Source organism: Pseudomonas nabeulensis (assembly GCF_004682045.1).
Classification (GTDB): Bacteria; Pseudomonadota; Gammaproteobacteria; order Pseudomonadales; family Pseudomonadaceae; genus Aquipseudomonas; species Aquipseudomonas nabeulensis.
Genome location: NZ_QUZT01000023.1, coordinates 58,331 through 84,935, shown reverse-complemented (window position 1 = coordinate 84,935; position 26,605 = coordinate 58,331). Strand labels below are relative to the sequence as shown.

The following is a 26,605-nucleotide window of genomic DNA, read 5'->3' as shown; positions in this document are numbered from 1 at the left end:
TGTAGTGAGCGGGCTTGCCCCGCGCTGGGTGGCGAAGCCGCCCCAAATCCATGCGCCTCGGTCTTACTGAAACACCGAGGTGTCTGAGTTTAGGGCGGCTTCGCCACCCAGCGCGGGGCAAGCCCGCTCACTACACTTGTCAGTTCGCCCCTCCACCGCCACACTACCGAACATGAAAAACGTCAGCCCGACCTACCTCAAGCACCAATTCCTGATCGCCATGCCTCACATGGCCGACCCGAACTTTGCGCAGACCTTGACCTACATCGTCGAGCACACCGCCAAGGGTGCCATGGGGTTGGTGATCAACCGCCCGCAAGCGCTGAACCTGGCGGATATCCTTGAGCAACTGCGCCCCGAGGTCGACCCACCAGCCCGTTGCCAGGGCGTGCCCATCTACATCGGCGGGCCGGTGCAAACGGATCGCGGGTTTGTGTTGCACCCTACCGGGCCGCAGTTCCAGGCCACGGTGGACCTGGACGGCGTGTCGCTGTCCACGTCCCAGGACGTGTTGTTCGCCATCGCGGACGGCGTGGGCCCTGAGCAAAGCGTGATCACCCTCGGCTATGCCGGTTGGGAGGCGGGCCAACTGGAAGCGGAACTGGCCAGCAATGCCTGGCTGACGTGCCCCTTCGATGCCGAAATCCTCTTTAACACCCCCAGCGAACTGCGCCTGGAAGCGGCCGCGGCCAAGCTGCGGGTGAACCTCAGCCTGCTCACCAGCCAGGCGGGGCACGCCTGATGGCTTTGCGTTTGATCCTGGGTTTTGACTACGGCACCAAACAGATCGGCGTAGCGGTCGGCCAGGTGATTACCGGCCAGGCCCGCGAGCTGTGCACCTTGAAGGCCCAGAACGGCGTGCCGGACTGGAACCAGGTCGAAGCCCTCATCAAAGAGTGGAAGCCCGACGCGGTGGTGGTCGGCCTGCCCCTGAACATGGACGGCACCCCCAGCGACATGTGCCTGCGCGCCGAAAAATTCGCCCGCCGCCTCAATGGCCGCTACAACCTGCCCTTCTATACCCACGATGAACGCCTCACCACCTTTGAAGCCAAAGGCGAGCGCCGTGACCGTGGCGGGCAAAAAGGCAGCTACCGCGACAATCCCGTGGACGCCATCGCCGCCGCGCTGCTGTTGCAGGGCTGGCTCGACGAAAACACCGCTTTATTTGAATCCTGACTGACGCGGCTTGCCGCGTCTTTTTGCGTTTGCATGCGCCAAGGCCTTGAAGGAACCCCCATGAGCTTGCCGAACCCTGCCGAACTGATCAGCCAGATGGCCAAAAGCCTTACGGCCCACTTGCAACACCGCGCCATCAGCGAGCCGCGCTTTATCGGCATTCGTACCGGCGGTGTGTGGGTGGCCCAGGCGCTGCTGGAGGAACTGGGCAGCGACTCGCCATTGGGCACGTTGGACGTGTCGTTCTACCGTGACGACTTCAGCCAGAACGGCCTGCACCCCCAAGTGCGCCCCTCGGCCCTGCCGTTCGAGATCGAAGGCCAGCACCTGGTGCTGATCGACGACGTGCTGATGAGCGGTCGCACCATCCGTGCAGCCCTCAACGAACTGTTCGACTACGGCCGCCCGGCCAGCGTGACCCTGGTCTGCCTGCTGGACCTGGACGCGGGTGAGCTGCCGATCAGCCCGGATGTGGTCGGCGCCACCCTGTCGCTGCAAGCCCATCAACGGGTAAAATTGCTCGGTCCCACGCCGCTCGCACTCGAACTGCAAGACCTCGCCCTTTAAACCGCCTTGTAAAGAGTCCCCGCGATGACGCCTCTAGATGCCAAGCGCCCGCTGCAGCTCAATGCTCAGGGTCAGTTGCAACATTTCTTGTCCCTCGACGGTTTGCCCCGCGAACTGCTCACCGAAATCCTCGACACCGCCGACTCGTTCCTTGAAGTCGGTGGCCGCGCGGTGAAGAAGGTCCCGCTGCTGCGCGGCAAGACCATCTGCAATGTGTTCTTCGAAAACTCCACCCGCACCCGCACCACCTTTGAACTGGCCGCCCAGCGCTTGTCGGCCGACGTGATCACGCTGAACGTGTCTACCTCGTCGGCGAGCAAGGGTGAAACCCTGCTCGACACCCTGCGCAACCTAGAAGCCATGGCCGCCGACATGTTCGTGGTGCGTCACGGTGACTCCGGCGCCGCGCACTTCATCGCCGAGCATGTGTGCCCGCAGGTGGCGATCATCAACGGCGGCGACGGCCGTCATGCTCACCCGACCCAGGGCATGCTCGACATGCTCACCATCCGTCGGCACAAGGGCAGCTTTGAAAACCTCTCGGTGGCCATCGTCGGCGACATCCTGCACTCGCGGGTCGCGCGCTCGAACATGCTGGCCCTGAAAGCCCTGGGTTGCCCGGATATCCGCGTGATCGCCCCCAAAACCCTGCTGCCCATCGGCATCGAGCAATACGGCGTGAAGGTCTACACCGACATGGCCGCAGGCCTCAAGGATGTGGACGTGGTGATCATGCTGCGCCTGCAACGCGAGCGCATGGCCGGTGGCCTGCTGCCGAGCGAAGGCGAGTTCTACCGCCTGTTCGGCCTGACCACCGCCCGCCTGGCCGGCGCCAAGCCGGACGCCATCGTAATGCACCCAGGCCCGATCAACCGTGGCGTGGAGATTGAGTCGGCAGTGGCCGACGGTACGCAGTCGGTGATCTTGAACCAGGTGACCTACGGCATCGCCGTCCGCATGGCCGTGATGTCCATGGCCATGAGCGGGCAAACCGCACAACGTCAATTCGAGCAGGAGAACGCCCAGTGAAGCTCAGCATCCTCGGCGCCCGCGTCATCGATCCGGCCAGCGGCCTGGATCAAATCACCGATTTGCACCTGGACGCCGGCAAGATCGTCGGTATCGGCGCCGCCCCTGCCGGTTTCAGCGCGGCTGAAAGCATCGACGCCAAAGGCCTGGTGGCCGCGCCTGGCCTGGTGGACCTGAACGTCGCCCTGCGCGAGCCGGGCTACAGCCGCAAAGGCACCATCACCAGCGAAACCCGCGCCGCCGCAGCCGGTGGCGTGACCAGCCTGTGCTGCCCGCCGCACACCAAGCCGATCCTCGACACCTCGGCGGTGACCGAGTTGATCCTCGACCGCGCCCGTGAAGCCGGCAATTGCAAAGTGTTCCCCATTGGCGCCCTGAGCAAAGGCCTGGAAGGCGAACAACTCGCCGAGCTGATCGCCCTGCGCGACGCCGGTTGCGTGGCCTTCGGCAACGGCCTGGAAAGCTTTCGCAGCACCCGCACCTTGTTGCGTGCCCTGGAATACGCGGCCACCTTCGACCTGACGGTGATCTTCCATTCCCAGGACCGCGACCTGGCCGAAGGCGGCCTGGCCCATGAAGGCGCCGTGGCCAGCTTCCTCGGCCTGCCGGGCATCCCGGAAACCGCCGAGACGGTGGCCCTGGCCCGCGACCTGCTGCTGGTGGAGCAAAGCGGCGTGCGGGCGCATTTCAGCCAACTGACCAGCGCCCGCGGTGTCGCGCTGATCGCCCAGGCCCAGGCCCGTGGTCTGCCGGTGACGGCGGATGTGGCGCTGTATCAGCTGATCCTGACGGATGAAGCGCTGATCGACTTCTCCAGCCTGTATCACGTGCAACCGCCGCTGCGCACCCGCGCCGACCGTGACGGTTTGCGTGAGGCGGTCAAGTCCGGTGTGGTGTCGGCGATCTCCAGCCACCACCAACCCCACGAGCGGGATGCCAAGCTGGCGCCATTTGGCGCAACCGAGCCGGGTATCAGCAGTGTTGAGTTGCTGCTGCCGTTGGCGATGACGTTGGTGGAAGATGGTTTGCTCGACCTGCCGACCTTGCTGGCACGCCTGAGCGCCGGCCCGGCTGACGCCTTGCGCCTGCCGGCGGGCAAATTGGCGGTGGGTTCGGCGGCGGATCTGGTGGTGTTTGATCTGGGTAGCTCGACGGTGGCCGGTGAACATTGGCTGTCCAAGGGCGAAAACTGCCCGTTTATCGGCCATAGCCTGCCGGCGGCGGTGCGTTACACCGTAGTCGACGGGCGGATCACCTACCAGGCCTGACACTCCGCCTATCTAATGTGGGCACAGTAAATGTGGGAGGGGGCTTGCCCCCGATGGCAGTGGGTCAGCTAAAAATAAGCTGGCTGACCCACCGCTATCGGGGGCAAGCCCCCTCCCACATTTGGTTTTGCATAAGTCTTTAGAGATTCAGCGGCCGCCGTTGCGCTCGGCATTGCGAATCGAAATCTGCGTATTCAGCGTCCAGAAGTCATACAGCACCCCCACCAGGAACAAGCCGCCGGTCAGCAGGTAGATCAGGCCGGTGATCCATTTGCCCTGGTACATGCGGTGCACACCGAATATCCCCAGGAACGCCAACAGAATCCAGGCCACGTTGTACTCGATAGGCCCGGCGGTGAAACGCAGGTCGGCTTCACGGTCCATGGCCGGGATCAGGAACAGGTCGATCAACCAGCCAATACCCAACAGCCCAAAGGTGAAAAACCAGATCGTGCCGGTGACGGGTTTGCCGTAATAGAAGCGATGCGCCCCGGTAAAACCGAAAATCCAGAGCAGGTAGCCGATCACCTTGCTGTGGGTGTCGTGTTGGGAATAATCCTGTCGATAGGTGTTCATCGCGTACCTCTTTTGCCTCGATAGATAAAATTTTTCATTTTCTTTGTGACTTTTTTACGGGCGCCCGACGTACGGCAAATGGTATCTTCCCTGCCCTCAAAGCCTTATGCCACCTGACTTGTGTAGGACAATTGCGGTGATTCGTCGCGTTTTTCCTGATTTTGACGCCAAGGTTCAGTCGACAAACGGCCTGAGAACGACACAAAAAGCTGTTATAAAGTTGCGCGCAAACCCATAAGAGCCACGCCGAATGCGACCATTTTTCAAGACATGGCTAACCATCTGCCTATTAATGCCACTGGCCGCCCACGCCACCAATCGTGAGCAACGACTTCCCAACGTCAACGGTTTCACCCCTAAAGTCCACAGCACACCCAGCACCGCCAAGGCCACCAAGCTGACCGTCAACCGCCCGACTCAACTGAGCAAGGCCCATAACGTCAACCTGGCTGGGGTTAACACCAAGCAAAGCAGCAACGTCCTCAGCCGCGCCGTCAACGTGCTCGGTACTCCTTATCGTTGGGGCGGCAGCAGCCCAAGTAAAGGGTTCGACTGCAGCGGCTTGGTGAAATATGCATTTAATGACGTAAAAGCGGTGGATTTGCCCCGCACGTCCAACGCCATGGCCGCTGGCCACGGCTTGAAGGTTGATCGCAAGGACTTGAAGCCGGGCGACCTGTTGTTCTTCAAATTGAAGAGTCGTCAGGTCAATCACGTTGCCATCTACCTAGGCAATGACCGCTTTATCCATGCGCCACGGCGCGGCAAATCGGTGAGTATCGACACGCTGAAGAAGCCGTTTTGGGACAAGAATTATGTGATTGCCAAGCGGGTTTTGCCGAAAGAGCAGAACAACCTGCGGGTCGTGCAGCGCTAATCCCAAGCTGAAATACAGTACACATGTGGGAGGGGGCTTGCCCCCGATAGCGGTGGGTCAGCCAGCTTATATGTAGCTGACCCACTGCAATCGGGGGCAAGCCCCCTCCCACATTTGGTTTTCATTGTTCTCAAGCGCTATATATCAGCGGGCACCCTCGCCTTCTCCCGCGCGTCCTCCCGACTGATCAGCCCTTCACCCACCAACCCCTTCAAACTCATATCTAACGTTTTCATCCCCAGCGCCCCGCCCGTCTGGATCGCGGAGACCATCTGCGCCACCTTGTCCTCGCGAATCAAATTCCGAATCGCCGGCGTGCCCAGCATGATTTCATGGGCTGCCACGCGCCCGCCGCCGAGCTTCTTGACCAGCACCTGGGACACCACTGCCTGCAACGATTCCGACAACATCGAGCGCACCATGGCTTTCTCCCCGGCCGGGAACACGTCCACCAGCCTGTCCACGGTCTTTGCGGCCGATGATGTGTGCAGCGTGCCGAATACCAAGTGCCCGGTCTCCGCCGCCGTCAGGGCCAGGCGGATGGTTTCCAGGTCACGCAGTTCGCCCACCAGGATCACGTCCGGGTCTTCTCGCAGTGCTGAGCGCAAGGCGGCCGAAAAGCTGTGGGTATCGCGGTGCACCTGGCGCTGGTTGATCAGCGCCAGCTTGGGCCTGTGGATAAATTCGATGGGGTCTTCAAGGGTCAAGATATGTTGGCGGCGATGCTGATTGAGGTAATCAATCATCGCCGCCAGGGTGGTGGATTTGCCCGACCCGGTGGGACCGGTCACCAGCACCAGACCACGCGGCAACTGGGCAATACGCTGGAACACCTCACCCAGCCCAAGGTCTTCCAGGCTTTGTACCTCACTGGGAATGCTGCGAAACACCGCACCCATGCCGCGATCCTGCTGGAACACGTTGGCCCGGAACCGCGCCACGCCGGGCAGCTCGAAGGCGAAGTCTGTTTCAAGAGATGTTTCGAAATCCTTTTGTTGGTGTTGGTTGAGCAACGGGCTGAGTAAATCCGCCACTTGGGGCGCTGACAGCACGGGCCAATCCAGCGGCCAGACCTCGCCATCCACTCGCAGCATCGGTGCCAGTCCGGCAGACAGATGCAGGTCGGAGGCGCCACGGCGCACGCTGGCCGTCAGCAGTTCAGTGATATCCATAGGGCTTTCCATTTCCAGTAGAATGCCGCGGACTCCATATCCACGGGCGCATCTTGAATGTCGACGATAGCAGACAACATCGAGCTGGTTAGCCAGCGCATCCGCGCCGCAGCCGACGCCGTGCAACGCGACCCGAACAGCATCCACCTGCTGGCCGTGAGCAAGACCAAACCCGCCCAAGCCGTACGCGACGCCTATGCCGCCGGCCTGCGCGACTTCGGCGAAAACTACCTGCAAGAAGCCCTGGGCAAACAGGCCGAATTAACCGACCTGCCCTTGAGTTGGCACTTCATCGGCCCCATTCAATCGAACAAGACGCGCGCTATCGCCGAGAACTTCGCTTGGGTGCATTCCGTGGACCGCCTCAAAATTGCACAACGCCTGTCCGAACAACGCCCGGCCGACCTGCCACCGCTGAATATCTGCATCCAGGTCAATGTCAGTGGCGAAGCCAGCAAGTCCGGCTGTACGCCCGCCGACCTGCCGGCCCTGGCCAACGCCATCAGCGCGCTACCGCGCTTGAAACTGCGTGGCCTGATGGCAATTCCCGAGCCGACGGAAGATCGCGCCGCGCAAGATGCAGCGTTCGCCGCTGTACGCGACTTGCAAAACAGCCTGAACCCGCCGCTGGACACACTTTCCATGGGCATGAGCCACGACCTTGAGTCGGCCATTGCCCAAGGCGCCACCTGGGTACGTATCGGTACTGCCCTGTTTGGCGCCCGCGACTACGGCCAGCCCTGAAATGGCTGACTTTTCACTGAATAAGGACCTGTCATGAGCAACACGCGTATTGCCTTTATCGGCGCCGGTAACATGGCGGCCAGCCTGATCGGCGGCCTGCGGGCCAAAGGCCTGGACGCCACGCAGATCCGCGCCAGCGACCCCGGCGCCGACACCCGTGCCCGCGTCAGCGCCGAGCACGGCGTTGAAACCTTTGCCGATAATGCCGAGGCCATCCAGGGCGTCGACGTGATTGTGCTGGCGGTGAAGCCCCAGGCCATGAAGGCCGTGTGCGAGAGCCTGCGCCCCAGCCTGCAACCCCACCAACTGGTGGTGTCCATCGCCGCCGGTATCACCTGCGCCAGCATGAACAACTGGCTCGGTGCCCAGCCGATTGTGCGCTGCATGCCCAACACCCCGTCGCTGCTGCGCAAGGGCGTCAGCGGTCTATTTGCCACGGCTCAAGTGAGTGCCGCCCAGCGTGACCAGGCGCAAGAGCTGCTGTCGGCCGTGGGCATCGCCCTGTGGCTGGAACAGGAACAACAACTGGATGCGGTCACCGCCGTGTCCGGCAGCGGCCCGGCGTACTTCTTCCTGCTGATCGAAGCCATGACCGCCGCCGGCGTAAAACTCGGCCTGTCAAAGGACGTCGCCGAGCAACTGGCCGAGCAAACCGCTTTGGGCGCCGCGCACATGGCGGTTTCCAGCGAGGTGGACGCGGCTGAGTTGCGCCGTCGCGTGACATCGCCGGGCGGCACCACCCAAGCCGCCATCGAATCGTTCCAGGCCGGGGGCTTTGAAGCCCTGGTGGAAAAAGCACTGGGTGCCGCAGCGCATCGTTCAGCCGAAATGGCCGAACAGCTGGGCAAATAACCGTCCCTTACTCAGGAATCAAACATGCTCGGAATCAATGACGCGCTCATTTTCATCATCCAGACCCTGGGCAGCCTGTACCTGCTGATCGTGCTGATGCGCTTTATCCTGCAACTGGTGCGGGCGAACTTCTACAACCCGCTGTGCCAGTTCGTGGTCAAGGCGACCCAGCCATTGCTCAAGCCACTGCGCCGGGTGATCCCCAGCCTGTTCGGGCTGGACATGTCGTCGCTGGTGCTGGCGCTGCTGCTGCAAATCCTGCTGTTCGTGGTGGTACTGACGCTCAACGGCTACCAGGCCTTCACCGTACTGCTGTTGCCATGGGCGCTGATCGGCATCTTCTCGCTGTTTTTGAAGATCATTTTCTGGTCGATGATCATCAGCGTGATCCTCTCGTGGGTCGCACCGGGCAGCCGCAGCCCTGGCGCTGAACTGGTGTACCAAATCACCGAGCCGGTACTGGCGCCGTTCCGCCGGCTGATCCCGAACCTGGGTGGCCTGGATATCTCGCCGATCTTCGCGTTTATCGCGATTCAGTTGGTGCAGAGCTGGGTGATTCCGCGGTTGGCGTTTTATGCGTTCATGCCCAAAGAGTTGTTTGGCCTGATCTGATTCATGGCTGGCTGATCGACGATCATTCCCACGCTCCGCGTGGGAATGCAGCCCTGGACGCTCCGCGTCCCGAAGCGTGACGCAGAGCGTCACAAAAGGCGTTCCCACGCAGAGCGTGGGAACGATCAGCCGGGAAGGGTTTGCTTGCCGCTGGAGGCCCCGCTCTTTAGACTTACGCCTCATTTAAACGAGAGCAGGGTCGATGCCAGCTGCCTTTCCCCCCGATTCTGTTGGACTGGTCGTGCCCCAAGTGGCGCACTTCAGCGAACCGCTGGCCCTGGCCTGCGGCCGTTCGCTGCCGGCCTATGACCTGATCTACGAAACCTACGGCCAACTGAACGCCTCGGCGAGCAACGCCGTGCTGATTTGCCACGCCTTGTCCGGCCATCATCACGCTGCCGGTTATCACACCGTCGACGACCGCAAGCCCGGCTGGTGGGACAGTTGCATCGGCCCCGGCAAGCCCATCGACACCAATAAGTTCTTTGTGGTCAGCCTGAACAACCTCGGCGGTTGCAACGGTTCCACCGGCCCGAGCAGCCTCAACCCGGAAACCGGCAAGCCCTTCGGCGCCGACTTCCCGGTACTCACCGTGGAAGACTGGGTGCACAGCCAGGCGCGCCTCGCCGACCTGTTGGGCGTGAGCCAATGGGCCGCCGTGATCGGCGGCAGCCTGGGCGGCATGCAGGCGCTGCAATGGACCATCACCTATCCGGACCGCGTGCGCCATTGCCTGGCCATCGCCTCGGCCCCCAAGCTGTCGGCGCAGAACATCGCCTTCAACGAAGTGGCGCGCCAGGCCATCCTCACCGACCCCGAGTTCCACGGCGGTTCGTTCCAGGAAGCCGGTGTGATCCCCAAGCGCGGGCTGATGCTGGCGCGGATGGTCGGGCATATCACCTACCTGTCCGATGATTCCATGGGCGAAAAATTTGGCCGTGGCCTCAAGAGCGAAAAGCTCAACTACGACTTCCACAGCGTCGAGTTCCAGGTCGAAAGCTACCTGCGTTATCAGGGCGAGGAATTCTCCGGGCGTTTTGACGCCAACACCTACCTGCTGATGACCAAGGCCCTGGACTACTTCGACCCGGCGGCCAACCACAACGACGACCTGGCCAAGACCTTCGAAGGCGCCACGGCCAAGTTCTGCGTGATGTCATTCACCACCGACTGGCGCTTCTCGCCAGCGCGCTCCCGCGAACTGGTGGACGCACTGATGGCCGCACGCAAAGACGTCTGCTACCTGGAGATCGACGCTCCGCAAGGCCACGATGCCTTCCTGATCCCGATCCCGCGCTATTTGCAGGCTTTCAGCAATTACATGAACCGCATTACTTTGTGAGAACGCCATGAGAGCCGACCTGGACATCATCCAAGAATGGATCCCCGCCGGCAGCCGCGTGCTCGACCTGGGCTGCGGTGATGGCGAACTGCTGAGCTGGCTGCGGGACAACAAGCAAGTCACCGGCTACGGCCTGGAAAACGACCCGGACAACATCGCCCAGTGCGTGGCCAAGGGCATCAACGTGATCGAGCAGGACCTGGACAAGGGCCTGGGCAACTTTGCCAGCAACAGCTTCGATATCGTGGTGATGACCCAGGCCCTGCAGGCGGTGCACTACCCCGATCGCATTCTCGACGAGATGTTGCGCGTGGGCCGTCAGTGCATCATCACCTTCCCAAACTTCGGTCACTGGCGCTGCCGCTGGTACCTCGCCACCAAGGGCCGCATGCCGGTGTCGGACTTCCTGCCGTACACCTGGTACAACACGCCGAACATTCACTTCTGCACCTTTGAAGACTTCGAAGCGCTGTGTGGCGAGCGTCACGCCAAGGTTATCAACCGTCTGGCCGTCGATCAGCAGCACCGTCACGGCTGGGCGAGTAAACTATGGCCCAATCTGTTGGGCGAAATCGGTATTTACCGGGTCAGCAGTCCTGGCCTGACCGACCACAAAATTGCCGTCTAATCATTTTCAAGAGGGACGCTCATGAGTCGTTTGGCTATTTTTCTATTGACTGCACTGCTTGGCGCCAACGCCATGGCCGCCGACGTTATCGACCCTAACCGCACGAAAGAATTTGGCGATATCACCGTGCGCTACAACACCTTCACTTCCAGCTTCCTGCAACCGGAAACCGCCCAGGCCGTGGGCGTGGTGCGCAGCAAGAACAAAGGCTTGATCAACGTCTCCGTGTTCAAGGGCGTGACGCCGGTGGTGGCGCAAGTGACCGGCACCATCAAGGACTCGCTGGGCAAAAGTGAAGTGCTGACGTTCAAGCAGATCACCGAAAAAGGCGTGACCAACTACCTCGCGCCCTACTCGGTGCCGCAGCAGGAATTCAAGACTTTCACCATCAATGTTGAAACCGGCGGCAAGGCCCACGGTTTCAGCTTTGTCCAAGAACTTTTCCCGGCCGAATGATGAACCTTACCCAACTCGTACTGGCCAGCCATAACGCCGGCAAACTCAAAGAACTGCAGGCCATGCTCGGTGAATCCGTGCAACTGCGCTCCATCGGCGAGTTCAGCCAGGTGGAGCCGGAGGAGACCGGCCTGTCGTTCGTCGAAAACGCCATCCTCAAGGCACGCAACGCTGCACGCATCTCCGGCCTGCCCGCGCTGGCGGATGATTCGGGCCTGGCGGTGGACTTCCTCGGCGGCGCCCCTGGCATCTATTCGGCGCGTTATGCCGATGGCAAGGGCGATGCGGCCAACAACGCCAAGCTGCTCGACGCCCTCAAGGACGTGCCGGACGCCGAGCGCGGCGCGCAATTCGTGTGCGTGCTGGCGCTGGTGCGCCATGCCGATGACCCGCTGCCTATCCTGTGCGAAGGCCTGTGGCACGGGCGCATCCTGCACGCGGCCAGCGGTGAGCATGGCTTTGGCTACGACCCACTGTTCTGGGTGCCGGAGCGCAATGTCTCCAGCGCCGAACTGAGCCCGGCCGACAAGAACCAGATCAGCCACCGCGCCCGCGCAATGGATTTGCTGCGCCAACGCCTGAGCCTGAAATGACCCAAAACACCTCTGCGCAACCGCTGATCCACGGCGGCGCGCAAACGCCACGGGCAGCCCTGCCCGTGTTGCCACCCTTGGCGCTGTACATCCACATCCCGTGGTGCGTGCGCAAATGCCCTTATTGCGACTTCAACTCCCATACCGCCAGCAACGTGCTACCGGAAGAAGAATATGTGGACGCCTTGCTGGCCGACCTCGATCAGGACCTGCACGCGGTGTATGGCCGTGAATTGAGTTCGATCTTCTTTGGCGGCGGCACGCCAAGCCTGTTCAGCGCCGCCGCGCTGGGTCTCTTGCTCAGAGGCGTGGAGGCACGCATCCCGTTTGCCGGCGACATCGAGATCACCCTGGAAGCCAACCCCGGCACGTTCGAGCAAGAGAAGTTCGTGGCGTATCGCAAGCTGGGGATCAATCGGCTGTCCATCGGCATCCAGAGTTTTCAGCAGGAGAAACTTGAAGCCCTGGGGCGCATCCACAACGGCGATGAAGCCGTACGCGCCGCCGGCATGGCCCGCCAGGCCGGGTTCGATAACTTCAACCTGGACCTGATGCATGGTTTGCCCAATCAGTCTCTGGACGACGCCCTGAGCGACCTGCGCCAAGCCATTGCGCTCAAGCCGACGCACTTGTCCTGGTATCAGCTGACCCTGGAACCCAACACCGTGTTCTGGAACCAGCCACCCGCGCTGCCCGAAGACGACACGTTGTGGGACATTCAGGAAGCCGGCCAGGCACTGCTGGCCGAACACGGTTACGCGCAATACGAAGTGTCGGCCTATGCCCAACCCGGTCGCCCGGCGCGGCACAACCTGAATTACTGGAGCTTTGGCGACTTCATCGGTATCGGCGCCGGCGCCCACGGCAAGCTCAGCCACCCGGACGGGCGCATTGTGCGCACCTGGAAAACCCGAGCACCCAAGGACTACCTCAACCCGGCCAAAAGCTTTCAAGCCGGTGCGAAAGAACTGACCAACGAAGAGCTGCCGTTCGAGTTCCTGATGAACGCCTTGCGCCTTACCGACGGGGTTGACGCCAGGCTCTACGCCGAGCGTACCGGGCTGGACCTGGCGAGCCTGGACGAAGGCCGCCGCGAGGCCGAACAAAGTGGCTTAATGCAGGTCGAACCGTCACGCCTGGCGGCGACCGACCGCGGGCAACTCTTTCTCAATGACCTGTTGCAGAAGTTTTTGAGCTGATCGCTCTAAGGAAATCGAATGGATTTGGTACTCGACCTGCTCGCCACCGTATCCCGCTGGAGCCGTAGCAACCTGTCGGAAATCTCCTTGGCCTTGGTAGGTTGCCTGCTGGTGCTGTTTGGCGCCGACATCAAGGGCTGGGTCGAAGCACGCCTGGGCAGTATCGCCGGAGCGCTGCGCGTACCGTTGATGGCGCTGGTGTGCATGATCGGCAGCGGTGCCGCGTTGATCTACGCCACGCCGTGGATTGTGCGGGGGTTGAGCCAGTTCAATAACTACAGCCTGGCGCCGGTGTTGGTGGTGGTGCTGGTATTGATTGGCGTAGTAGCAGACCGCCGCTGACCCCAGAAACAACGTGGATCAAATGTGGGAGGGGGCTTGCCCCCGATAGCGGTGGGTCAGTTAAACATATGTTTGCTGACACCCTGCCATCGGGGGCAAGCCCCCTCCCACCTTTGATTGCATTTCAAGTCAGTGGCGGGTTACGCCAGCTTCTCGAATTTCAGATCCCACACACCATGCCCCAACCGCTCACCGCGACGTTCGAACTTGGTGATCGGCCGCTCGGCCGGGCGTGGCACGCATTTGCCGTCCTCGGCAATGTTGCGGTAGCCAGGCGCGACGTTCATCACTTCCAGCATGTATTCGGCATACGGCTCCCAGTCGGTAGCCATGTGCAGGATGCCGCCCACTTTCAGCTTGCTGCGCACCAGCTCCGCGAAGGACGCCTGGACGATGCGGCGCTTGTGGTGACGGGCTTTGTGCCATGGATCGGGGAAGAACAGCATCAGGCGGTCGAGGCTGTTGTCGGCGATGCAGCGATTAAGCACTTCAATCGCGTCGCAGTCATACACCCGCAGGTTGGTCAGGCCTTGGGTCAGCACGCCGTTAAGCAGCGCGCCGACACCCGGGCGATGCACTTCCACGCCGATAAAGTCCTGATCCGGCGCGGCGGCCGCCATTTCCAGAAGGGAGTGGCCCATGCCGAAACCGATTTCAAGGGAACGTGGTGCCGAGCGGCCAAACACCTGGTCGTAGTCCACCGGCGCATCGGCCAAGGGCAATACGAACAGCGGCGTACCTTGCTCCAGGCCCTTTTGCTGGCCTTCGGTCATGCGACCGGCGCGCATCACAAAACTTTTGATGCGGCGGTGCTTGGACTCGTCGCCTTCTTCTACCGTGTTCGGCGTTTCGTTTGATTCAGTCATCAATGGCTCTTACTTGATCAGACCATCCAGCGGCGAGGAGGCGCTGGCGTAGAGTTTTTTCGGCATGCGGCCGGCGAGGTAGGCCAGGCGGCCTGCAACGATGGCGTGTTTCATGGCTTCGGCCATCATGATCGGTTGCTGGGCATGGGCGAGGGCCGAGTTCATCAGCACCGCGTCGCAGCCCAGCTCCATGGCGATGGTCGCGTCGGAGGCGGTGCCCACGCCCGCATCCACCAGCACCGGAATCTTGGCTTCTTCGAGGATGATCTGCAGGTTGTACGGATTGCAGATACCCAGGCCGGAACCGATCAAACCAGCCAGCGGCATCACGGCGATGCAGCCGATTTCGGCGAGTTGGCGGGCGATGATCGGGTCATCGCTGGTGTAGACCATCACGTCGAAGCCTTCCTTGACCAGGGTTTCGGCGGCCTTGAGGGTTTCGATCACGTTGGGAAACAGGGTTTTCTGGTCGGCCAGCACTTCCAGCTTCACCAGGTTATGGCCGTCGAGCAGCTCACGGGCCAGGCGGCAGGTGCGCACGGCTTCGATGGCGTCGTAGCAACCGGCGGTGTTGGGCAGGAAGGTGTAGCGATCCGGCGACAACACTTCGAGCAGGTTCGGCTCGCCTTCGATCTGGCCGAGGTTGGTGCGGCGTACGGCGAAGGTGACGATCTCGGCGCCCGAGGCTTCGATGGCCAGGCGGGTTTCTTCCATGTCACGGTACTTGCCGGTGCCGACCAGCAGACGGGACTGGTAGGTACGACCGGCCAGGACGAAGGGCTTGTCGCTACGAACGATGCTCATGGGAAATCCTCGAAATGGGTGAGGTTCTGCAGAATCCGGGGCTCTTGAAAAAGCGGGACTAACCGCCGCCGATGGCGTGGACCACTTCGACCTGGTCACCTTCGGTGAGTGCGGTCTCGGCGTGCAGGCTACGCGGGACGATATCCAGGTTGAGTTCCACTGCGACGCGACGCGAGGTTAAGTCCAGACGGGTCAGCAGGGCCGCAACGGTTTCACCGTCGGGCAGTTCAAAGGATTCGCCGTTCAACTGAATGCGCATGCCACGGGCCGCCATCGTTTTTAGGGGCCCGCATTCTAGCCCGATTGACGTGGCCGGCCCAAGCCCCTTGGTCAGGCAGCCTGCAGGCGCCACGCCGCCAGGCCGAGGAAGAACCAGCCCAACAGGAACGCCAATCCACCAAACGGTGTGATGATCCCAAGCTTGCTGAAACCTGTCAGCGTCAACACATACAGGCTACCGGAGAACAGCAGGATGCCGACGGTAAACGAAATCCCCGCCCAGCTGACCAACCGACCAGGAATATGCGCCGCCAGCAGCGCTACGCCGAACAGCGCCAGAGTGTGCACCAGCTGGTAAGTCACACCGGTGTGGAAGATTGCCAGGTACTCGGCGCTCAGGCGGTTTTTCAGGCCGTGGGCAGCAAAGGCGCCGAGGGCAACACCGGTGAAGCCGAAAAAGGCAGCCAACATCAGAAAGCCACGCAACATGAGGAACTCCAGTCAGACGCAAAGGGCCGGGTCTGTATAATGGCCCGCTCAACGGGTTCGGCCAAGCCATCTCTATGCTGCGTTTCCTCTTTAGTCGTTTGCTCAACGTCGTGAAATGGTTTGCCATCGCCAGCGTGCTGCTGGTGTTGCTGTTCCGTGTCGTCCCGCCGCCGGGCACCGCGTTGATGGTGGAGCGCAAGGTTGAATCCTGGGTCGACGGCGAACCGATTGACCTGCAACGCACCTGGGTGCCGTGGGACCAGATCTCCGATGACCTGAAAGTGGCGGTGATGGCCGGTGAAGACCAACGCTTCCCGCAGCACTGGGGCTTTGATTTCGGTGCGATCCAGGCGGCGATCCTGCATAACGAGCGCGGCGGTTCGATTCGCGGCGCCAGTACCTTGAGCCAGCAGGTGTCGAAAAACCTGTTCCTGTGGGCAGGCCGCAGTTATCTGCGCAAAGGGCTGGAGGCGTGGTTTACCGGGTTGATCGAGATACTGTGGCCCAAGCAACGGATTCTTGAGGTGTACCTCAATAGCGTTGAATGGGATGAAGGGGTGTTTGGCGCGGAAGCGGCGGCGCGGCATCACTTTGGGGTGAGTGCCAAGGGGCTTTCTCGCCAGCAGGCCAGTTATCTGGCGGCAGTGTTGCCGAACCCGCGAGTGTGGAGTGCCAGCCATCCGACGGCCTATGTGGCACGGCGGGCGGCGTGGATTCGGCAGCAGATGAGTCAACTGGGCGGCGACAGCTACCTGGTCGAACTGAACAACTCCCGAAAAGCCCCCTGGTCCGACTGACACAACACAAAACAATGTGGGAGGGGGCTTGCCCCCGATTGCAATGGGTCAGCCACACATAAACTGACTGACCCACCGCTATCGGGGGCAAGCCCCCTCCCACATTTTTGACCCAGCGTTGCCAGCTGGAGCTGGATCAGGCAGCGATCGACAGTTTCAGCTTGTTCATCGCGCTTTTCTCAAGCTGGCGAATCCGCTCGGCCGACACGTTGTACTTCTGCGCCAGGTCGTGCAGCGTGGCTTTGTCTTCTGCCAGCCAGCGCTGGTAGAGGATGTCACGGCTGCGGTCGTCCAGCACTTCCAGCGCTTCGTGCAGGTTGTGGTTGGAGTTGTCGCTCCAGTCCGCATCCTCCAGTTGACGCGCCGGGTCGTACCGGTGGTCTTCCAGGTAGTTGGCCGGCGATTGGAAGGCGCTGTCGTCGTCCGCTTCGGCGGCCGGGTCGAAGGCCATGTCATGACCGGTCAGGCGGCTTTCCATCTCGCGCACTTCACGGGGTTCCACGCCGAGGCTTTCGGCCACGCGGTGGACTTCCTCGTTGTTCAGCCACGCCAGGCGTTTTTTCTGGCTGCGCAGGTTGAAGAACAGTTTGCGCTGGGCCTTGGTGGTCGCCACTTTCACGATGCGCCAGTTGCGCAGGATGAACTCGTGGATTTCCGCCTTGATCCAGTGCACGGCAAACGACACCAAACGCACACCCATTTCAGGGTTGAAGCGTTTCACCGCCTTCATCAGGCCAACGTTGCCTTCCTGGATCAGGTCAGCCTGGGCCAGGCCGTAGCCGCTATAGCTACGGGCGATATGTACGACAAAACGCAGGTGGGCGAGCACCATCTGCCGAGCCGCCCCCAAATCCTGCTCATAGTAGAGACTCTCGGCCAGTTCACGCTCCTGCTCGGGCGTCAGCAATGGAATGCTGTTGACCGTGTGCACATACGCCTCCAGGTTCGCACCTGGGACCAGAGCATAAGCAGGTTGCAAAGAAGTGGTCATTACGAAACCTCCGACTTACATAACTCGTGCAGTTCAGCACTGCGAAAATTGACCGGAAACCGTAGGACAAGTTCCCTAAACCACTGATACGGTCAATACAAACGAAACCACATTAATTTGACATTAACTACTTCGGTGCCAGCTCACGTAAGTGACGAGCGACCGCAATCCACGCACCGATATACCCCAACAACACGGCACCAAGCAAGAGACTCAGACCATCGGCTACCGGCACGCCCGCCAGGGCGAAATCGCTGCCGTACAACCCAGCCAGCCCGATAACCGCGTCGTTCAGCCAGTCCAGGCCAAACGCCAACACGCCCCAGGACAAAATCCCGGCACCAAAGCCATAAAGCGCGCCCATGTACAGAAAAGGACGACGCACATAGCTGTCCGTGCCGCCGACCAGTTTAATCACTTCGATCTCGGTGCGGCGGTTTTCAATATGAAGACGAATGGTATTACCTATCACCAAAAGTAATGCAGACACCAACAGCACCGTCAGGCCGAACACAAAGCGGTCACCCAGCTTGAGAATCGCCGCCAGGCGTTCTACCCAGACTAGATCAAGCTGAGCCTGTTGCACCTTGGGCATCTCTGCGAGTTTTTGTCGCAGGGCTTCCAGGGCGGGCTTGTCCACTTCGTTCGGCGTCACCAGCACCACGCCCGGCAGCGGGTTCTGCGGCAGCTCTTTAAGTGCCTCGCCCAGGCCGGATTGTTGCTGGAACTCTTCAAGGGCCTGGTCGCGGCTGATGTACTCGGCATCGGCCACGCCCGGCAGGTTCTTGATGTCGTCGCGCAGGGACTCCCCGTCCTTGGCGCTGGCATCGATGTTCAGGTACAGGGAAATCTGCGCGGCGCGCTGCCAGGAACCGCCGAGGCGCTCCACATTATTCAGCAACAGCGACAAGCCCATCGGCAGGCTCAGGGCCACGGCCATGACCAGGCAGGTGAAAAAGCTGCCAATCGGCTGTTTACCCAAGCGACGCAGGCTGTCCAGCAGGCTGGCGCGGTGGCTTTCAATCCAGGCGCGCAACAGCGTACGGAAGTCCGGGCCATCGTCATCGTGGTCGTGTTTTTTCTTCTGCGGCTGCGGGTCGGCGGCTTTCGGCGCCACGCGTTCGGAGACTTTAGGGCTGCGTGTTGCACTCATACGCCAGCCTCCCCGTCACCGATCAAGCGGCCGCGCTGCAGGGTCAGCATGCGATGGCGCATACGCGCGATCAACGCGAGGTCGTGGCTGGCGATCAAGACGCTGGTGCCCAGGCGGTTGATGTCTTCGAACACGCCCATGATTTCGGCCGCCAGACGCGGGTCGAGGTTACCGGTAGGCTCGTCCGCCAGCAGCAAGGCCGGGCGATGGACGATAGCGCGGGCGATACCGACGCGCTGTTGCTGGCCGGTGGACAGGTCGCCGGGGTAAAGATCGGTTTTATCCGACAGCGCCACGCGCTCCAGGGCCGAATCCACGCGTTTGACGATCTCGGCCTTGGACAGCCCGAGGATTTGCAGCGGCAAGGCAACGTTGTTGAACACAGTGCGATCGAACAATAACTGGTGGTTCTGGAACACCACGCCGATCTGGCGGCGCAGGAACGGAATCTGCGCATTGCTGATGGTGGCCAAATCCTGGCCTGCCAGCAGCAGCTTGCCGGTGGTCGGGCGTTCCATGGCCAGCAGCAGGCGCAACAAGGTACTTTTACCGGCACCGGAATGGCCGGTGACAAACAAGAACTCGCCGCGACGCACTCGAAAGCTCAGCTCATGCAAGCCCACATGCCCGTTGGCATAGCGTTTACCGACCTGTTCGAATCGAATCATGAACGCTCCCGCTCGGCGAAAAGTGCTTCTACAAAGGGCTGGGCCTCGAAGGTGCGCAAGTCGTCGATGCCTTCACCCACACCGATATAACGAATCGGCAACCCAAACTGTTTAGCCAGGGCGAAGATCACACCGCCCTTGGCCGTGCCGTCGAGCTTAGTCAATGCCAGGCCGGTCAGCTGGACCGTCTGGTTGAATTGCTTGGCCTGGCTGATGGCGTTCTGCCCGGTGCCGGCGTCGAGCACCAGCAGCACTTCGTGCGGGGCGTCTGCGTCGAGCTTGCCGATCACACGGCGGACTTTCTTCAGTTCTTCCATCAGATTGTCTTTGGTGTGCAGGCGACCGGCGGTATCGGCGATCAACACGTCAATGTTGCGCGCCTTGGCGGCTTGCACGGCGTCGAAGATCACCGATGCGGAGTCGGCGCCAGTGTGCTGGGCGATCACCGGGATCTTGTTGCGCTCGCCCCACACTTGCAGTTGCTCAACTGCCGCAGCGCGGAAGGTATCACCGGCGGCCAGCATGACTTTCTTGCCTTCCGATTGCAGCTTCTTGGCCAGCTTGCCGATGGTGGTGGTCTTGCCGGCGCCGTTGACGCCCACCACCAGGATCACGAACGGCTTGTTCGGGGTGATCACCAGCGGGGCTTCCACGGGCTTGAGCATCGCAGCCAGTTCGGATTGCAGGGACTTGTAGAGTGCGTCGGCGTCGGTCAGCTGTTTGCGCGCGACCTTCTGGGTCAGGCTCTGGATGATCACGGCAGTGGCTTCGACACCCACGTCGGCAGTGAGCAGGCGCGTTTCGATGTCTTCCAGCAGTTCGTCATCAATGACCTTCTTGCCGAGGAACAGGCTGGCCATGCCTTCGCCGATGCTGGCGCTGGTCTTGCTCAGGCCTTGCTTGAGGCGGGCGAAGAAGCCGGTTTTGCTGGGCTCGGCAACGGCGGCGACGGGTTCTGGTTCGATGACCGCTGGCGCAGCAACCTCGACCACCGCCGGAATCGGCGGCGTGATGTGCTCAGCCTGCACGTCTTCAACCAATGCCACAGGTTCTTCGGCCACTGGCAATTCAAGCCATGGCTTATGTTCGGGTTCCGGCTCTGGTTCAGGCTCTGGCGCGGCCTCGACCACCGGTTGCAACACCGGCTCGGCCATCGGCAACACCACCGGCACCGGCGTTTCAACGACCGGTTCGGCTTCTATTACGGGCTCTGGGATCGGCTCAGGCTGAACCTGCGGCTGTTCGTCGACGGTTTCCTGCGGCTTTTTGCGCAGCCATCCAAACAGGCCTTTTTTCTCGCCAGCCGCAGCTGGGGTCTTCTTGTCGTCGTTGGAACCAAACATGGAGACGGCTATCTCAAGGTAGCGACGCGCCAGTAGGCGCGTCGGTAAATAAAATTCGATGCGTAACAGACTGTTTTTTAGCCAGCTCGTTCATGCGCAACATTTTGTAAGGCCAAAATCGGGCCTTAACAGGGCAGCCGCAGTGGCCGTCCCTAAGTCGGATCAGTATCCTAGCACCTCCTCGCCCGCCGACGCTAAGACCAAGCGGGCAGCCCAACAGGTTAAAAAACGAATGAATGCTCTAGCCCGCCGCGCCGCAGGCCTGCTGTTCAGCACAGTTTGTCTGCCTCTGTCAGCCTTGGCTGCCGACCCACAACCCACCCATGAATTCACCCTGGACAACGGCCTCAAGGTGGTCGTGCGCGAAGACCATCGTGCGCCGGTGGTGGTTTCCCAGGTTTGGTACAAGGTTGGTTCGAGCTACGAAACCCCGGGCCAGACCGGTTTGTCCCACGCCCTTGAGCACATGATGTTCAAGGGCAGTGCCAAGGTCGGTCCCGGCGAAGCCTCGCTGATCCTGCGCGACCTGGGCGCCGAGGAAAACGCCTTCACCAGCGACGATTACACCGCGTATTACCAAGTGCTGGCCCGTGACCGCCTGGGCGTGGCTTTCGAACTGGAAGCCGACCGCATGGCCAGCCTGCGCCTGCCGGCCGACGAGTTCAGCCGTGAAATCGAGGTGATCAAGGAAGAGCGCCGCCTGCGCACCGACGACAACCCGATGTCCAAGGCCTACGAGCGCTTCAAGGCCATGGCTTACCCGGCCAGCGGCTATCACACGCCGACCATCGGCTGGATGGCTGACCTGGACCGCATGAAGGTCGAAGAGCTGCGCCACTGGTACCAATCCTGGTACGTGCCGAACAACGCCACCCTGGTGGTGGTCGGCGACGTGACCCCGGACGAAGTGAAAACCCTCGCGCAACGTTACTTTGGCCCGATCCCCAAGCGTGACGTCCCACCGGCCAAAATCCCGATGGAACTGGCCGAACCCGGTGAGCGCCTGCTGACCATGAACGTGCAGACCCAACTGCCAAGCGTCATTCTCGGTTTCAACGTACCCGGGCTGGCTACCGCCGAAGACAAACGCTCGGTCCAGGCCCTGCGCCTGATCTCGGCCCTGCTGGATGGCGGCTACAGTGCACGTATCTCCGAACAGTTGGAGCGCGGTGAAGAGCTGGTTTCCGCAGCCTCCACCAACTATGACGCCTACACCCGTGGCGACAGCCTGTTCATGTTGACCGCCACGCCGAACCAGCAAAAGAAAAAGACCATTGCCCAAGCCGAAGCCGGCCTGTGGCGCCTGCTGGATGAACTGAAAGCCAAGCCGCCCACCGCCGAAGAACTGGAACGCATCCGCGCCCAGGTCATTGCCGGCGTGGTCTACCAGCGTGATTCCATCACCAGCCAGGCCACGGCCATTGGCTCCCTGGAAACGGTCGGCCTGTCCTGGAAACTCATGGACACGGAGCTGGCCGACCTGCAAAGCGTGACCCCGGAAGATATCCAGAAAGCTGCACGCACCTATTTCACCCGCGAACGTCTCAGCGTCGCCCATGTTCTGCCTCAGGAGACCGCTCATGAGTGATCGCAAAAGCAGCCGCCTGATCTTTCCTGGCCTGGTGGTCGTCACCTTGATCGCCGCCAGTGCCGTGTATTTCCTGCGCCCGAGCGACTCCGTCGCCAGCCCGGCGCTGGAAAAAGCCCAATCGGCCAACAAACTGCAATCCCTGAACGAACTGGACGGCAAGGCGCCGACCAACCGCAAGCTCGACGTGCAGACCTGGACCACCGCCGAAGGCGCCAAGGTGCTGTTCGTCGAAGCCCACGAGTTGCCGATGTTCGACATGCGCATCCTGTTCGCCGCCGGCAGCAGCCAGGACGGCGACGTGCCGGGCCTGGCGCTGATGACCAACGCCATGCTCAACGAAGGCGTGCCGGGCAAGGACGTGAGCCAGATCGCCCGCGACTTCGAAGGCCTGGGCGCGGATTTTGGCAATGGCGCCTATCGCGACATGGCTTTGGTGTCCTTGCGCAGTTTGAGCGCCAGCGATAAACGCGATGCGGCGTTGACGCTGTTTGATCAGGTGATCGGTAAACCGACCTTCCCCGCCGACTCCCTGGCACGGATCAAGAACCAGATCCTCGCTGGCTTTGAATACCAGAAGCAGAACCCGGCCAAGCTGGCCAGCCTTGAACTGTTCAAGCGCTTGTATGGCGATCACCCTTACGCGCACCCGAGCGAGGGCACGCCGCAAAGCGTTCCGAAAATCTCCCTGGCGCAGTTGCAGGCGTTCCACGCCAAGGCGTACGCAGCGGGTAACGCGGTGATTGCAGTGGTGGGCGACCTCACCCGCGCCGAAGCCGAAGCCATGACCGCCAAGGTTTCCAGCTCGCTACCCAAGGGTCCGGCCCTGGCGAAGATTGCCCAACCGACCGAACCCAAGGCCGGCCTGAGCCATATCGAGTTTCCGTCCAAGCAGACGCACCTGTTGTTCGCGCAACTGGGTATTGACCGGGCTGACCCGGACTATGCGGCCTTGTCCCTGGGCAACCAGATCCTCGGCGGCGGTGGCTTCGGCACCCGTTTAATGAGCGAAGTGCGCGAAAAACGCGGCCTGACCTACGGCGTGTACTCCGGCTTTTCGCCGATGCAGGTGCGTGGCCCGTTCATGATCAACCTGCAGACACGCGCCGAAATGAGCGGCGGCACCCTGCGTCTGGTTGAGGACGTGGTGGCCGACTACCTCGAGACCGGCCCCACCCAGAAAGAACTGGATGACGCCAAGCGCGAACTGGCCGGCAGCTTCCCGCTGTCGACCGCGAGCAACGCCGATATCGTTGGCCAGCTGGGTGCGATGGGTTTCTATAACCTGCCGCTGACCTATCTGGAAGATTTCATGAAACAATCCCAGGCCCTGACCGTAGAGCAGGTCAAGGCTGCAATGAACAAACACTTGAGCGCCGACAAGATGGTCATCGTGACCGCCGGCCCGACGACTGCGCAAAAGCCACTACCGCCCCCCACTGATAAACCTGCCGAGCAGCCGCTCGGGGTTCCGGAGCATTAATGGCCAGTTCATCTCGCCCAAAAAAACCTGTCCACAACGTGCATAACGGTGTGGGCCAGCTGCGCATCATTGGCGGCGAATGGCGCAGCCGCAAGCTGAGCTTCCCCGACGTGGTGGGCCTGCGCCCGACGCCGGACCGTGTGCGTGAAACCCTGTTCAACTGGCTCGCGCCGTACATCGCGGGCGCCAAGGTACTGGACCCGTTCGCGGGCAGTGGCGCGCTGTTCCTGGAAGCGCTGTCCCGTGGGGCCGCCCAGGCCCAGGCGCTGGACGCGAGCAACGTGGCCGTCTCCAGCCTGAAAGAACACCTGGGGACCTTGCGCTGCACCAACGGCCAAGTGCAAACCGCCGATGCCCTGCGCTACCTGGAAACCCAGCCGGCCAGCGAGTTCGACGTGGTGTTCCTCGACCCGCCGTTCAACCAGAACCTGCTGCCAAGCGTGTGCGCCCTGCTGGAAGAACGCCAATGGCTGGCGCCGGACTCGTGGATCTACACTGAAAGCGAGGCCGCACCGTCCACACTGGGCTTGCCGGCTGGCTGGCGCCTGCACCGGGAACAGAAGTCCGGGCGGGTGTATTACGCGTTGTGGCAACGCTCGGTCGAAAGCGCCGCCTGACCCTGTGGCGAGGGAGCTTGCTCCCGCTGGGGTGCGAAGCAGCCCCAAAACCGGCAACAGTGTTCTGACTGAATACATGCGGTGTTCTTGATGGGGCTGCTGCGCAGCCCAGCGGGAGCAAGCTCCCTCGCCACATTGAGTTGGCTTGCTACCGAGAATTTCATGATCCCCTCTTCAAATCTGTTCACCCCCGCCTTCGGCCTCGGCAACCCCCACCTGCAAACGCTATGGGGACCGCTGTTGCGCCCCACTACCCATATCGAACGCCAACGCGAACGCCTGTGGCTGGACGACGGCGACTTCCTCGACCTCGATTGGCATGGCCCCCACGACGCGCAAGCGCCGCTGGTGCTGGTGTTGCACGGGCTGACCGGTTCCTCCAATTCGCCGTATGTAGCGGGCTTGCAAAAAGCCCTCGCCAGCCAAGGCTGGGCCAGCGCGGCGCTGAACTGGCGCGGTTGCTCGGGCGAACCGAATCTGTTGGCCCGCAGTTACCACTCAGGCGCCAGCGAAGACCTGGCGGCAGCGATTGCCCACTTGCGTGCCAAGCGGCCGTTGGCGCCACTGTACGCGGTGGGGTATTCGCTGGGGGGCAATGTGCTGCTCAAGCATCTGGGTGAAACCGGCGAAGCGTCTGGGTTACAGGGTGCAGCGGCGGTGTCGGTGCCCTTTCGCCTGGACCAATGTGCAGACCGCATCGGGCTGGGATTTTCACGGGTGTATCAGAAGCACTTTATGCGCGAGATGCTGGCGTATATCCGTGTCAAACAGAGCCGTTTCTTGAAGGACGGCCAGGCAGAAGGGCTAAAAACCCTGGAAGCACTGGGCCCGTTGAAAAAAATGCGCACCTTCTGGGACTTTGATGGGCGGGTGACCGCGCCGTTGCATGGTTTTCTCAGCGCCGAGGACTATTACCGTCGCGCGTCGAGCCGGTATTACCTGGGTGAAATTCGAACGCCGACGCTGATCATCCAGGCGGCGGATGATCCGTTTGTGTTTGCCCATAGTCTGCCTGAGGCCACTGAGCTATCGGACTGCACGGAGTTTGAGTTGCTGGCGAAAGGTGGGCATGTGGGGTTTGTAGACGGTTCACTTAAACGCCCAAGTTACTACCTGGAACGCCGCATCCCCCAATGGCTACTGGCACAACTGGGTTAAAACTGTGGGAGGGGGCTTGCCCCCGATAGCGGTGGATCAGCCAGCTTATCTGTAGCTGACACACTGCAATCGGGGGCAAGCCCCCTCCCACATTTGATTGGGTTCGCACTTTGAGACGTCAGTCACCCGTGGCAACTTCCCGCTGCGGATCCGTAATCCACTCACTCCAAGACCCCGCATACAACTTGCCCAACGGGTAACCCGCCAAGCTCAGGGCAAACAGGTTATGACACGCCGTCACCCCCGACCCACAATACGCCACCAACTCATCCGGTGAGCGACCTTGCAGTTGGGCAGCAAAGCGTTGCTTGAGTTGTTCAGCCGGGAGGAAACGCCCGTCACTGCCCAGGTTTTCATTGAACGCTGCACACTGCGCCCCAGGAATATGCCCGGCAACCGGGTCGATAGGCTCCACTTCGCCCCGAAAACGCGGCTGCGCGCGGGCATCGATCAGGGTCAGGCCGGGTTGGCCCAGGCGTTTTTGCAGGTGTTCGGCATCAAGCAGCAAGTGATTATCCGGTACGCCATCAAACGTACCCGCCTCGATCAGAGGCGAATCCAGGCTCAACGGGAAACCGGCGCTGTGCCAGGCCTTGAGGCCGCCATCGAGGATAAACACCCCATCGCGCTTGCCCAGCCAAGCCAGCAACCACCACGCCCGCGCAGCAAATGCGCCGGGACCGTCGTCATACAGCACCACGTCGGTGTCGGCGTTGATACCCCAAGCGCGCAGCTGTCGAACCAAGGTGTCTGCTGCCGGCAAAGGATGGCGACCGGTCACACCCTTGGTCACCGGTCCACTGAGGTGGCGCTCAAGGTCAGCATACTGCGCGCCTTCAATATGCCCTTCGGCATAGCTGCAACGCCCGTAGTCCGGGTCTTCCAAGGCAAAACGGCAATCCAGGATCACCAGCCCCGGCGACTTCTGGCGCTCGGCCAGTTGCTGGGGGCTGATCAGTTGGGCAAGCGGCATGACGGACTCCTGCAGACAGA

The 26,605-nt window shown here is 61.5% G+C and carries 31 protein-coding genes; 20 read left to right on the top strand and 11 right to left on the bottom strand.

Annotated features, from left to right (window positions below):
• Positions 1–172 precede the first annotated feature (172 nt).
• The 5 genes from DYL61_RS14325 to DYL61_RS14305 are packed head-to-tail and all read left to right on the top strand — an operon-like array spanning position 173 to position 4,043.
• The gene (locus DYL61_RS14325) at positions 173–742 is read left to right on the top strand and encodes a YqgE/AlgH family protein (RefSeq protein ID WP_105699600.1); all 570 of its coding nucleotides are present in this window, start codon (positions 173–175) and stop codon (positions 740–742) included.
• The gene (ruvX, locus tag DYL61_RS14320) at positions 742–1,179 is read left to right on the top strand and encodes a Holliday junction resolvase RuvX (protein WP_003195067.1); all 438 of its coding nucleotides are present in this window, start codon (positions 742–744) and stop codon (positions 1,177–1,179) included. The genes DYL61_RS14325 and ruvX overlap by 1 nt, the downstream gene beginning before the upstream one ends.
• Positions 1,180–1,239: 60 nt before the next feature.
• Complete coding sequence (pyrR, locus tag DYL61_RS14315) at positions 1,240–1,746, top strand: bifunctional pyr operon transcriptional regulator/uracil phosphoribosyltransferase PyrR (RefSeq protein WP_135308851.1); 507 nt, start codon at positions 1,240–1,242, stop codon at positions 1,744–1,746.
• Positions 1,747–1,770: 24 nt separating this feature from the next.
• Positions 1,771–2,775: an aspartate carbamoyltransferase catalytic subunit gene (locus DYL61_RS14310; protein ID WP_135308850.1), complete on the top strand. Its 1,005-nt coding sequence runs from the start codon at positions 1,771–1,773 to the stop codon at positions 2,773–2,775.
• Complete coding sequence (locus DYL61_RS14305; protein ID WP_135308849.1) at positions 2,772–4,043, top strand: dihydroorotase; 1,272 nt, start codon at positions 2,772–2,774, stop codon at positions 4,041–4,043. The genes DYL61_RS14310 and DYL61_RS14305 overlap by 4 nt, the downstream gene beginning before the upstream one ends.
• Positions 4,044–4,190: 147 nt before the next feature.
• Here DYL61_RS14305 and DYL61_RS14300 read toward each other — a convergent pair whose 3' ends face one another.
• Positions 4,191–4,619, bottom strand: a complete 429-nt coding sequence (locus DYL61_RS14300) for an NINE protein (RefSeq protein ID WP_135308848.1) — start codon at positions 4,617–4,619, stop codon at positions 4,191–4,193.
• 250 nt (positions 4,620–4,869) lie between these two features.
• On the opposite strand from DYL61_RS14300, the gene DYL61_RS14295 reads away from it, so the two are divergent.
• Complete coding sequence (locus tag DYL61_RS14295; protein ID WP_105699589.1) at positions 4,870–5,496, top strand: C40 family peptidase; 627 nt, start codon at positions 4,870–4,872, stop codon at positions 5,494–5,496.
• Positions 5,497–5,633: 137 nt separating this feature from the next.
• Here DYL61_RS14295 and DYL61_RS14290 read toward each other — a convergent pair whose 3' ends face one another.
• Positions 5,634–6,668, bottom strand: coding sequence for a type IV pilus twitching motility protein PilT (locus tag DYL61_RS14290; RefSeq protein ID WP_135308847.1), 1,035 nt, complete (start codon positions 6,666–6,668; stop codon positions 5,634–5,636).
• A 57-nt stretch (positions 6,669–6,725) separates the two neighbouring features.
• On the opposite strand from DYL61_RS14290, the gene DYL61_RS14285 reads away from it, so the two are divergent.
• The 9 genes from DYL61_RS14285 to DYL61_RS14245 all read left to right on the top strand — a co-directional run bounded on the left by DYL61_RS14285 (position 6,726) and on the right by DYL61_RS14245 (position 13,436).
• Positions 6,726–7,412: a YggS family pyridoxal phosphate-dependent enzyme gene (locus DYL61_RS14285; protein WP_135308846.1), complete on the top strand. Its 687-nt coding sequence runs from the start codon at positions 6,726–6,728 to the stop codon at positions 7,410–7,412.
• A 33-nt stretch (positions 7,413–7,445) separates the two neighbouring features.
• On the top strand, positions 7,446–8,264 hold the full coding sequence (gene proC / locus DYL61_RS14280; protein WP_135308845.1) for a pyrroline-5-carboxylate reductase: 819 nt from the start codon (positions 7,446–7,448) through the stop codon (positions 8,262–8,264).
• Between the two features lie 24 nt (positions 8,265–8,288).
• Positions 8,289–8,876 carry a YggT family protein gene (locus tag DYL61_RS14275; RefSeq protein ID WP_135290282.1) on the top strand — a complete coding sequence of 196 codons (588 nt, stop codon included), beginning with the start codon at positions 8,289–8,291 and terminating at the stop codon, positions 8,874–8,876.
• Between the two features lie 202 nt (positions 8,877–9,078).
• Positions 9,079–10,218, top strand: a complete 1,140-nt coding sequence (metX, locus tag DYL61_RS14270) for a homoserine O-succinyltransferase MetX (RefSeq protein ID WP_135308844.1) — start codon at positions 9,079–9,081, stop codon at positions 10,216–10,218.
• 7 nt (positions 10,219–10,225) lie between these two features.
• Positions 10,226–10,846, top strand: coding sequence for a methionine biosynthesis protein MetW (gene metW / locus DYL61_RS14265; RefSeq protein WP_105697146.1), 621 nt, complete (start codon positions 10,226–10,228; stop codon positions 10,844–10,846).
• Positions 10,847–10,867: 21 nt separating this feature from the next.
• Entirely contained in the window at positions 10,868–11,302 is a 435-nt protein-coding gene (locus DYL61_RS14260; RefSeq protein WP_071485016.1) for a DUF4426 domain-containing protein, read from the top strand.
• The gene (gene rdgB / locus DYL61_RS14255; RefSeq protein ID WP_105697147.1) at positions 11,299–11,895 is read left to right on the top strand and encodes an RdgB/HAM1 family non-canonical purine NTP pyrophosphatase; all 597 of its coding nucleotides are present in this window, start codon (positions 11,299–11,301) and stop codon (positions 11,893–11,895) included. Before DYL61_RS14260 ends, rdgB begins: the two co-directional genes overlap by 4 nt.
• The gene (gene hemW / locus DYL61_RS14250) at positions 11,892–13,094 is read left to right on the top strand and encodes a radical SAM family heme chaperone HemW (RefSeq protein WP_135308843.1); all 1,203 of its coding nucleotides are present in this window, start codon (positions 11,892–11,894) and stop codon (positions 13,092–13,094) included. Before rdgB ends, hemW begins: the two co-directional genes overlap by 4 nt.
• 18 nt (positions 13,095–13,112) lie before the next feature.
• Entirely contained in the window at positions 13,113–13,436 is a 324-nt protein-coding gene (locus DYL61_RS14245; RefSeq protein ID WP_016972961.1) for a DUF3392 domain-containing protein, read from the top strand.
• 140 nt (positions 13,437–13,576) lie between these two features.
• Here the strand turns inward: DYL61_RS14245 and trmB are convergent, their stop codons facing one another.
• The 4 genes from trmB to DYL61_RS14225 all read right to left on the bottom strand — a co-directional run bounded on the left by trmB (position 13,577) and on the right by DYL61_RS14225 (position 15,814).
• Positions 13,577–14,302: a tRNA (guanosine(46)-N7)-methyltransferase TrmB gene (gene trmB / locus DYL61_RS14240; RefSeq protein WP_095013881.1), complete on the bottom strand. Its 726-nt coding sequence runs from the start codon at positions 14,300–14,302 to the stop codon at positions 13,577–13,579.
• Between the two features lie 9 nt (positions 14,303–14,311).
• The gene (locus DYL61_RS14235; protein ID WP_135308842.1) at positions 14,312–15,106 is read right to left on the bottom strand and encodes a thiazole synthase; all 795 of its coding nucleotides are present in this window, start codon (positions 15,104–15,106) and stop codon (positions 14,312–14,314) included.
• Positions 15,107–15,164: 58 nt separating this feature from the next.
• The gene (thiS, locus tag DYL61_RS14230) at positions 15,165–15,365 is read right to left on the bottom strand and encodes a sulfur carrier protein ThiS (protein ID WP_167497962.1); all 201 of its coding nucleotides are present in this window, start codon (positions 15,363–15,365) and stop codon (positions 15,165–15,167) included.
• A 71-nt stretch (positions 15,366–15,436) separates the two neighbouring features.
• Positions 15,437–15,814 carry a DUF423 domain-containing protein gene (locus DYL61_RS14225; RefSeq protein WP_105697151.1) on the bottom strand — a complete coding sequence of 126 codons (378 nt, stop codon included), beginning with the start codon at positions 15,812–15,814 and terminating at the stop codon, positions 15,437–15,439.
• A 74-nt stretch (positions 15,815–15,888) separates the two neighbouring features.
• On the opposite strand from DYL61_RS14225, the gene mtgA reads away from it, so the two are divergent.
• Entirely contained in the window at positions 15,889–16,611 is a 723-nt protein-coding gene (gene mtgA / locus DYL61_RS14220) for a monofunctional biosynthetic peptidoglycan transglycosylase (RefSeq protein WP_135308841.1), read from the top strand.
• A gap of 136 nt (positions 16,612–16,747) precedes the next feature.
• Here mtgA and rpoH read toward each other — a convergent pair whose 3' ends face one another.
• The 4 genes from rpoH to ftsY all read right to left on the bottom strand — a co-directional run bounded on the left by rpoH (position 16,748) and on the right by ftsY (position 20,766).
• Positions 16,748–17,602 carry an RNA polymerase sigma factor RpoH gene (rpoH, locus tag DYL61_RS14215; RefSeq protein ID WP_016972967.1) on the bottom strand — a complete coding sequence of 285 codons (855 nt, stop codon included), beginning with the start codon at positions 17,600–17,602 and terminating at the stop codon, positions 16,748–16,750.
• Positions 17,603–17,729: 127 nt separating this feature from the next.
• Positions 17,730–18,755 (bottom strand): permease-like cell division protein FtsX, encoded by a 1,026-nt coding sequence (gene ftsX / locus DYL61_RS14210; protein ID WP_135308840.1) that lies wholly within the window; start codon positions 18,753–18,755, stop codon positions 17,730–17,732.
• The gene (gene ftsE, locus DYL61_RS14205; RefSeq protein WP_003234627.1) at positions 18,752–19,423 is read right to left on the bottom strand and encodes a cell division ATP-binding protein FtsE; all 672 of its coding nucleotides are present in this window, start codon (positions 19,421–19,423) and stop codon (positions 18,752–18,754) included. The genes ftsX and ftsE overlap by 4 nt, the downstream gene beginning before the upstream one ends.
• Positions 19,420–20,766, bottom strand: coding sequence for a signal recognition particle-docking protein FtsY (gene ftsY, locus DYL61_RS14200; RefSeq protein ID WP_135308839.1), 1,347 nt, complete (start codon positions 20,764–20,766; stop codon positions 19,420–19,422). Before ftsY ends, ftsE begins: the two co-directional genes overlap by 4 nt.
• Positions 20,767–20,998: 232 nt before the next feature.
• Here ftsY and DYL61_RS14195 point away from each other — a divergent pair, with 232 nt between their 5' ends.
• The 4 genes from DYL61_RS14195 (at position 20,999) to DYL61_RS14180 (ending at position 25,612) form a co-directional block, all read left to right on the top strand.
• Complete coding sequence (locus tag DYL61_RS14195) at positions 20,999–22,354, top strand: M16 family metallopeptidase (protein ID WP_135308838.1); 1,356 nt, start codon at positions 20,999–21,001, stop codon at positions 22,352–22,354.
• Positions 22,347–23,837 carry a M16 family metallopeptidase gene (locus DYL61_RS14190; protein WP_135308837.1) on the top strand — a complete coding sequence of 497 codons (1,491 nt, stop codon included), beginning with the start codon at positions 22,347–22,349 and terminating at the stop codon, positions 23,835–23,837. The genes DYL61_RS14195 and DYL61_RS14190 overlap by 8 nt, the downstream gene beginning before the upstream one ends.
• A complete protein-coding gene (gene rsmD, locus DYL61_RS14185; protein ID WP_135308836.1) occupies positions 23,837–24,454 on the top strand; it encodes a 16S rRNA (guanine(966)-N(2))-methyltransferase RsmD in 618 nt (205 codons plus the stop codon). The genes DYL61_RS14190 and rsmD overlap by 1 nt, the downstream gene beginning before the upstream one ends.
• A gap of 162 nt (positions 24,455–24,616) precedes the next feature.
• Complete coding sequence (locus tag DYL61_RS14180) at positions 24,617–25,612, top strand: hydrolase (RefSeq protein ID WP_135308835.1); 996 nt, start codon at positions 24,617–24,619, stop codon at positions 25,610–25,612.
• A gap of 118 nt (positions 25,613–25,730) precedes the next feature.
• On the opposite strand, the gene DYL61_RS14175 is transcribed toward DYL61_RS14180, so the two are convergent.
• Entirely contained in the window at positions 25,731–26,585 is an 855-nt protein-coding gene (locus DYL61_RS14175) for a sulfurtransferase (protein WP_135308834.1), read from the bottom strand.
• Positions 26,586–26,605 lie beyond the last annotated feature (20 nt).

Coding starts and splice junctions, on each gene's coding strand:
- proC (WP_135308845.1), top strand. CDS start 7,446: ATGAGCAACACGCGTATTGCCTTTATCGGCGCCGGTAACATGGCGGCC.
- ruvX (WP_003195067.1), top strand. CDS start 742: ATGGCTTTGCGTTTGATCCTGGGTTTTGACTACGGCACCAAACAGATC.
- hemW (WP_135308843.1), top strand. CDS start 11,892: ATGACCCAAAACACCTCTGCGCAACCGCTGATCCACGGCGGCGCGCAA.
- DYL61_RS14245 (WP_016972961.1), top strand. CDS start 13,113: ATGGATTTGGTACTCGACCTGCTCGCCACCGTATCCCGCTGGAGCCGT.
- DYL61_RS14260 (WP_071485016.1), top strand. CDS start 10,868: ATGAGTCGTTTGGCTATTTTTCTATTGACTGCACTGCTTGGCGCCAAC.
- thiS (WP_167497962.1), bottom strand. CDS start 15,365: ATGCGCATTCAGTTGAACGGCGAATCCTTTGAACTGCCCGACGGTGAA.
- rpoH (WP_016972967.1), bottom strand. CDS start 17,602: ATGACCACTTCTTTGCAACCTGCTTATGCTCTGGTCCCAGGTGCGAAC.
- DYL61_RS14300 (WP_135308848.1), bottom strand. CDS start 4,619: ATGAACACCTATCGACAGGATTATTCCCAACACGACACCCACAGCAAG.
- metW (WP_105697146.1), top strand. CDS start 10,226: ATGAGAGCCGACCTGGACATCATCCAAGAATGGATCCCCGCCGGCAGC.
- DYL61_RS14190 (WP_135308837.1), top strand. CDS start 22,347: ATGAGTGATCGCAAAAGCAGCCGCCTGATCTTTCCTGGCCTGGTGGTC.
- ftsX (WP_135308840.1), bottom strand. CDS start 18,755: ATGAGTGCAACACGCAGCCCTAAAGTCTCCGAACGCGTGGCGCCGAAA.
- DYL61_RS14235 (WP_135308842.1), bottom strand. CDS start 15,106: ATGAGCATCGTTCGTAGCGACAAGCCCTTCGTCCTGGCCGGTCGTACC.
- mtgA (WP_135308841.1), top strand. CDS start 15,889: ATGCTGCGTTTCCTCTTTAGTCGTTTGCTCAACGTCGTGAAATGGTTT.
- DYL61_RS14195 (WP_135308838.1), top strand. CDS start 20,999: ATGAATGCTCTAGCCCGCCGCGCCGCAGGCCTGCTGTTCAGCACAGTT.
- rdgB (WP_105697147.1), top strand. CDS start 11,299: ATGATGAACCTTACCCAACTCGTACTGGCCAGCCATAACGCCGGCAAA.
- DYL61_RS14285 (WP_135308846.1), top strand. CDS start 6,726: ATGTCGACGATAGCAGACAACATCGAGCTGGTTAGCCAGCGCATCCGC.
- DYL61_RS14275 (WP_135290282.1), top strand. CDS start 8,289: ATGCTCGGAATCAATGACGCGCTCATTTTCATCATCCAGACCCTGGGC.
- metX (WP_135308844.1), top strand. CDS start 9,079: ATGCCAGCTGCCTTTCCCCCCGATTCTGTTGGACTGGTCGTGCCCCAA.
- DYL61_RS14175 (WP_135308834.1), bottom strand. CDS start 26,585: ATGCCGCTTGCCCAACTGATCAGCCCCCAGCAACTGGCCGAGCGCCAG.
- DYL61_RS14310 (WP_135308850.1), top strand. CDS start 1,771: ATGACGCCTCTAGATGCCAAGCGCCCGCTGCAGCTCAATGCTCAGGGT.
- ftsY (WP_135308839.1), bottom strand. CDS start 20,766: ATGTTTGGTTCCAACGACGACAAGAAGACCCCAGCTGCGGCTGGCGAG.
- DYL61_RS14325 (WP_105699600.1), top strand. CDS start 173: ATGAAAAACGTCAGCCCGACCTACCTCAAGCACCAATTCCTGATCGCC.
- trmB (WP_095013881.1), bottom strand. CDS start 14,302: ATGACTGAATCAAACGAAACGCCGAACACGGTAGAAGAAGGCGACGAG.
- rsmD (WP_135308836.1), top strand. CDS start 23,837: ATGGCCAGTTCATCTCGCCCAAAAAAACCTGTCCACAACGTGCATAAC.
- ftsE (WP_003234627.1), bottom strand. CDS start 19,423: ATGATTCGATTCGAACAGGTCGGTAAACGCTATGCCAACGGGCATGTG.
- DYL61_RS14295 (WP_105699589.1), top strand. CDS start 4,870: ATGCGACCATTTTTCAAGACATGGCTAACCATCTGCCTATTAATGCCA.
- DYL61_RS14180 (WP_135308835.1), top strand. CDS start 24,617: ATGATCCCCTCTTCAAATCTGTTCACCCCCGCCTTCGGCCTCGGCAAC.
- pyrR (WP_135308851.1), top strand. CDS start 1,240: ATGAGCTTGCCGAACCCTGCCGAACTGATCAGCCAGATGGCCAAAAGC.
- DYL61_RS14290 (WP_135308847.1), bottom strand. CDS start 6,668: ATGGATATCACTGAACTGCTGACGGCCAGCGTGCGCCGTGGCGCCTCC.
- DYL61_RS14225 (WP_105697151.1), bottom strand. CDS start 15,814: ATGTTGCGTGGCTTTCTGATGTTGGCTGCCTTTTTCGGCTTCACCGGT.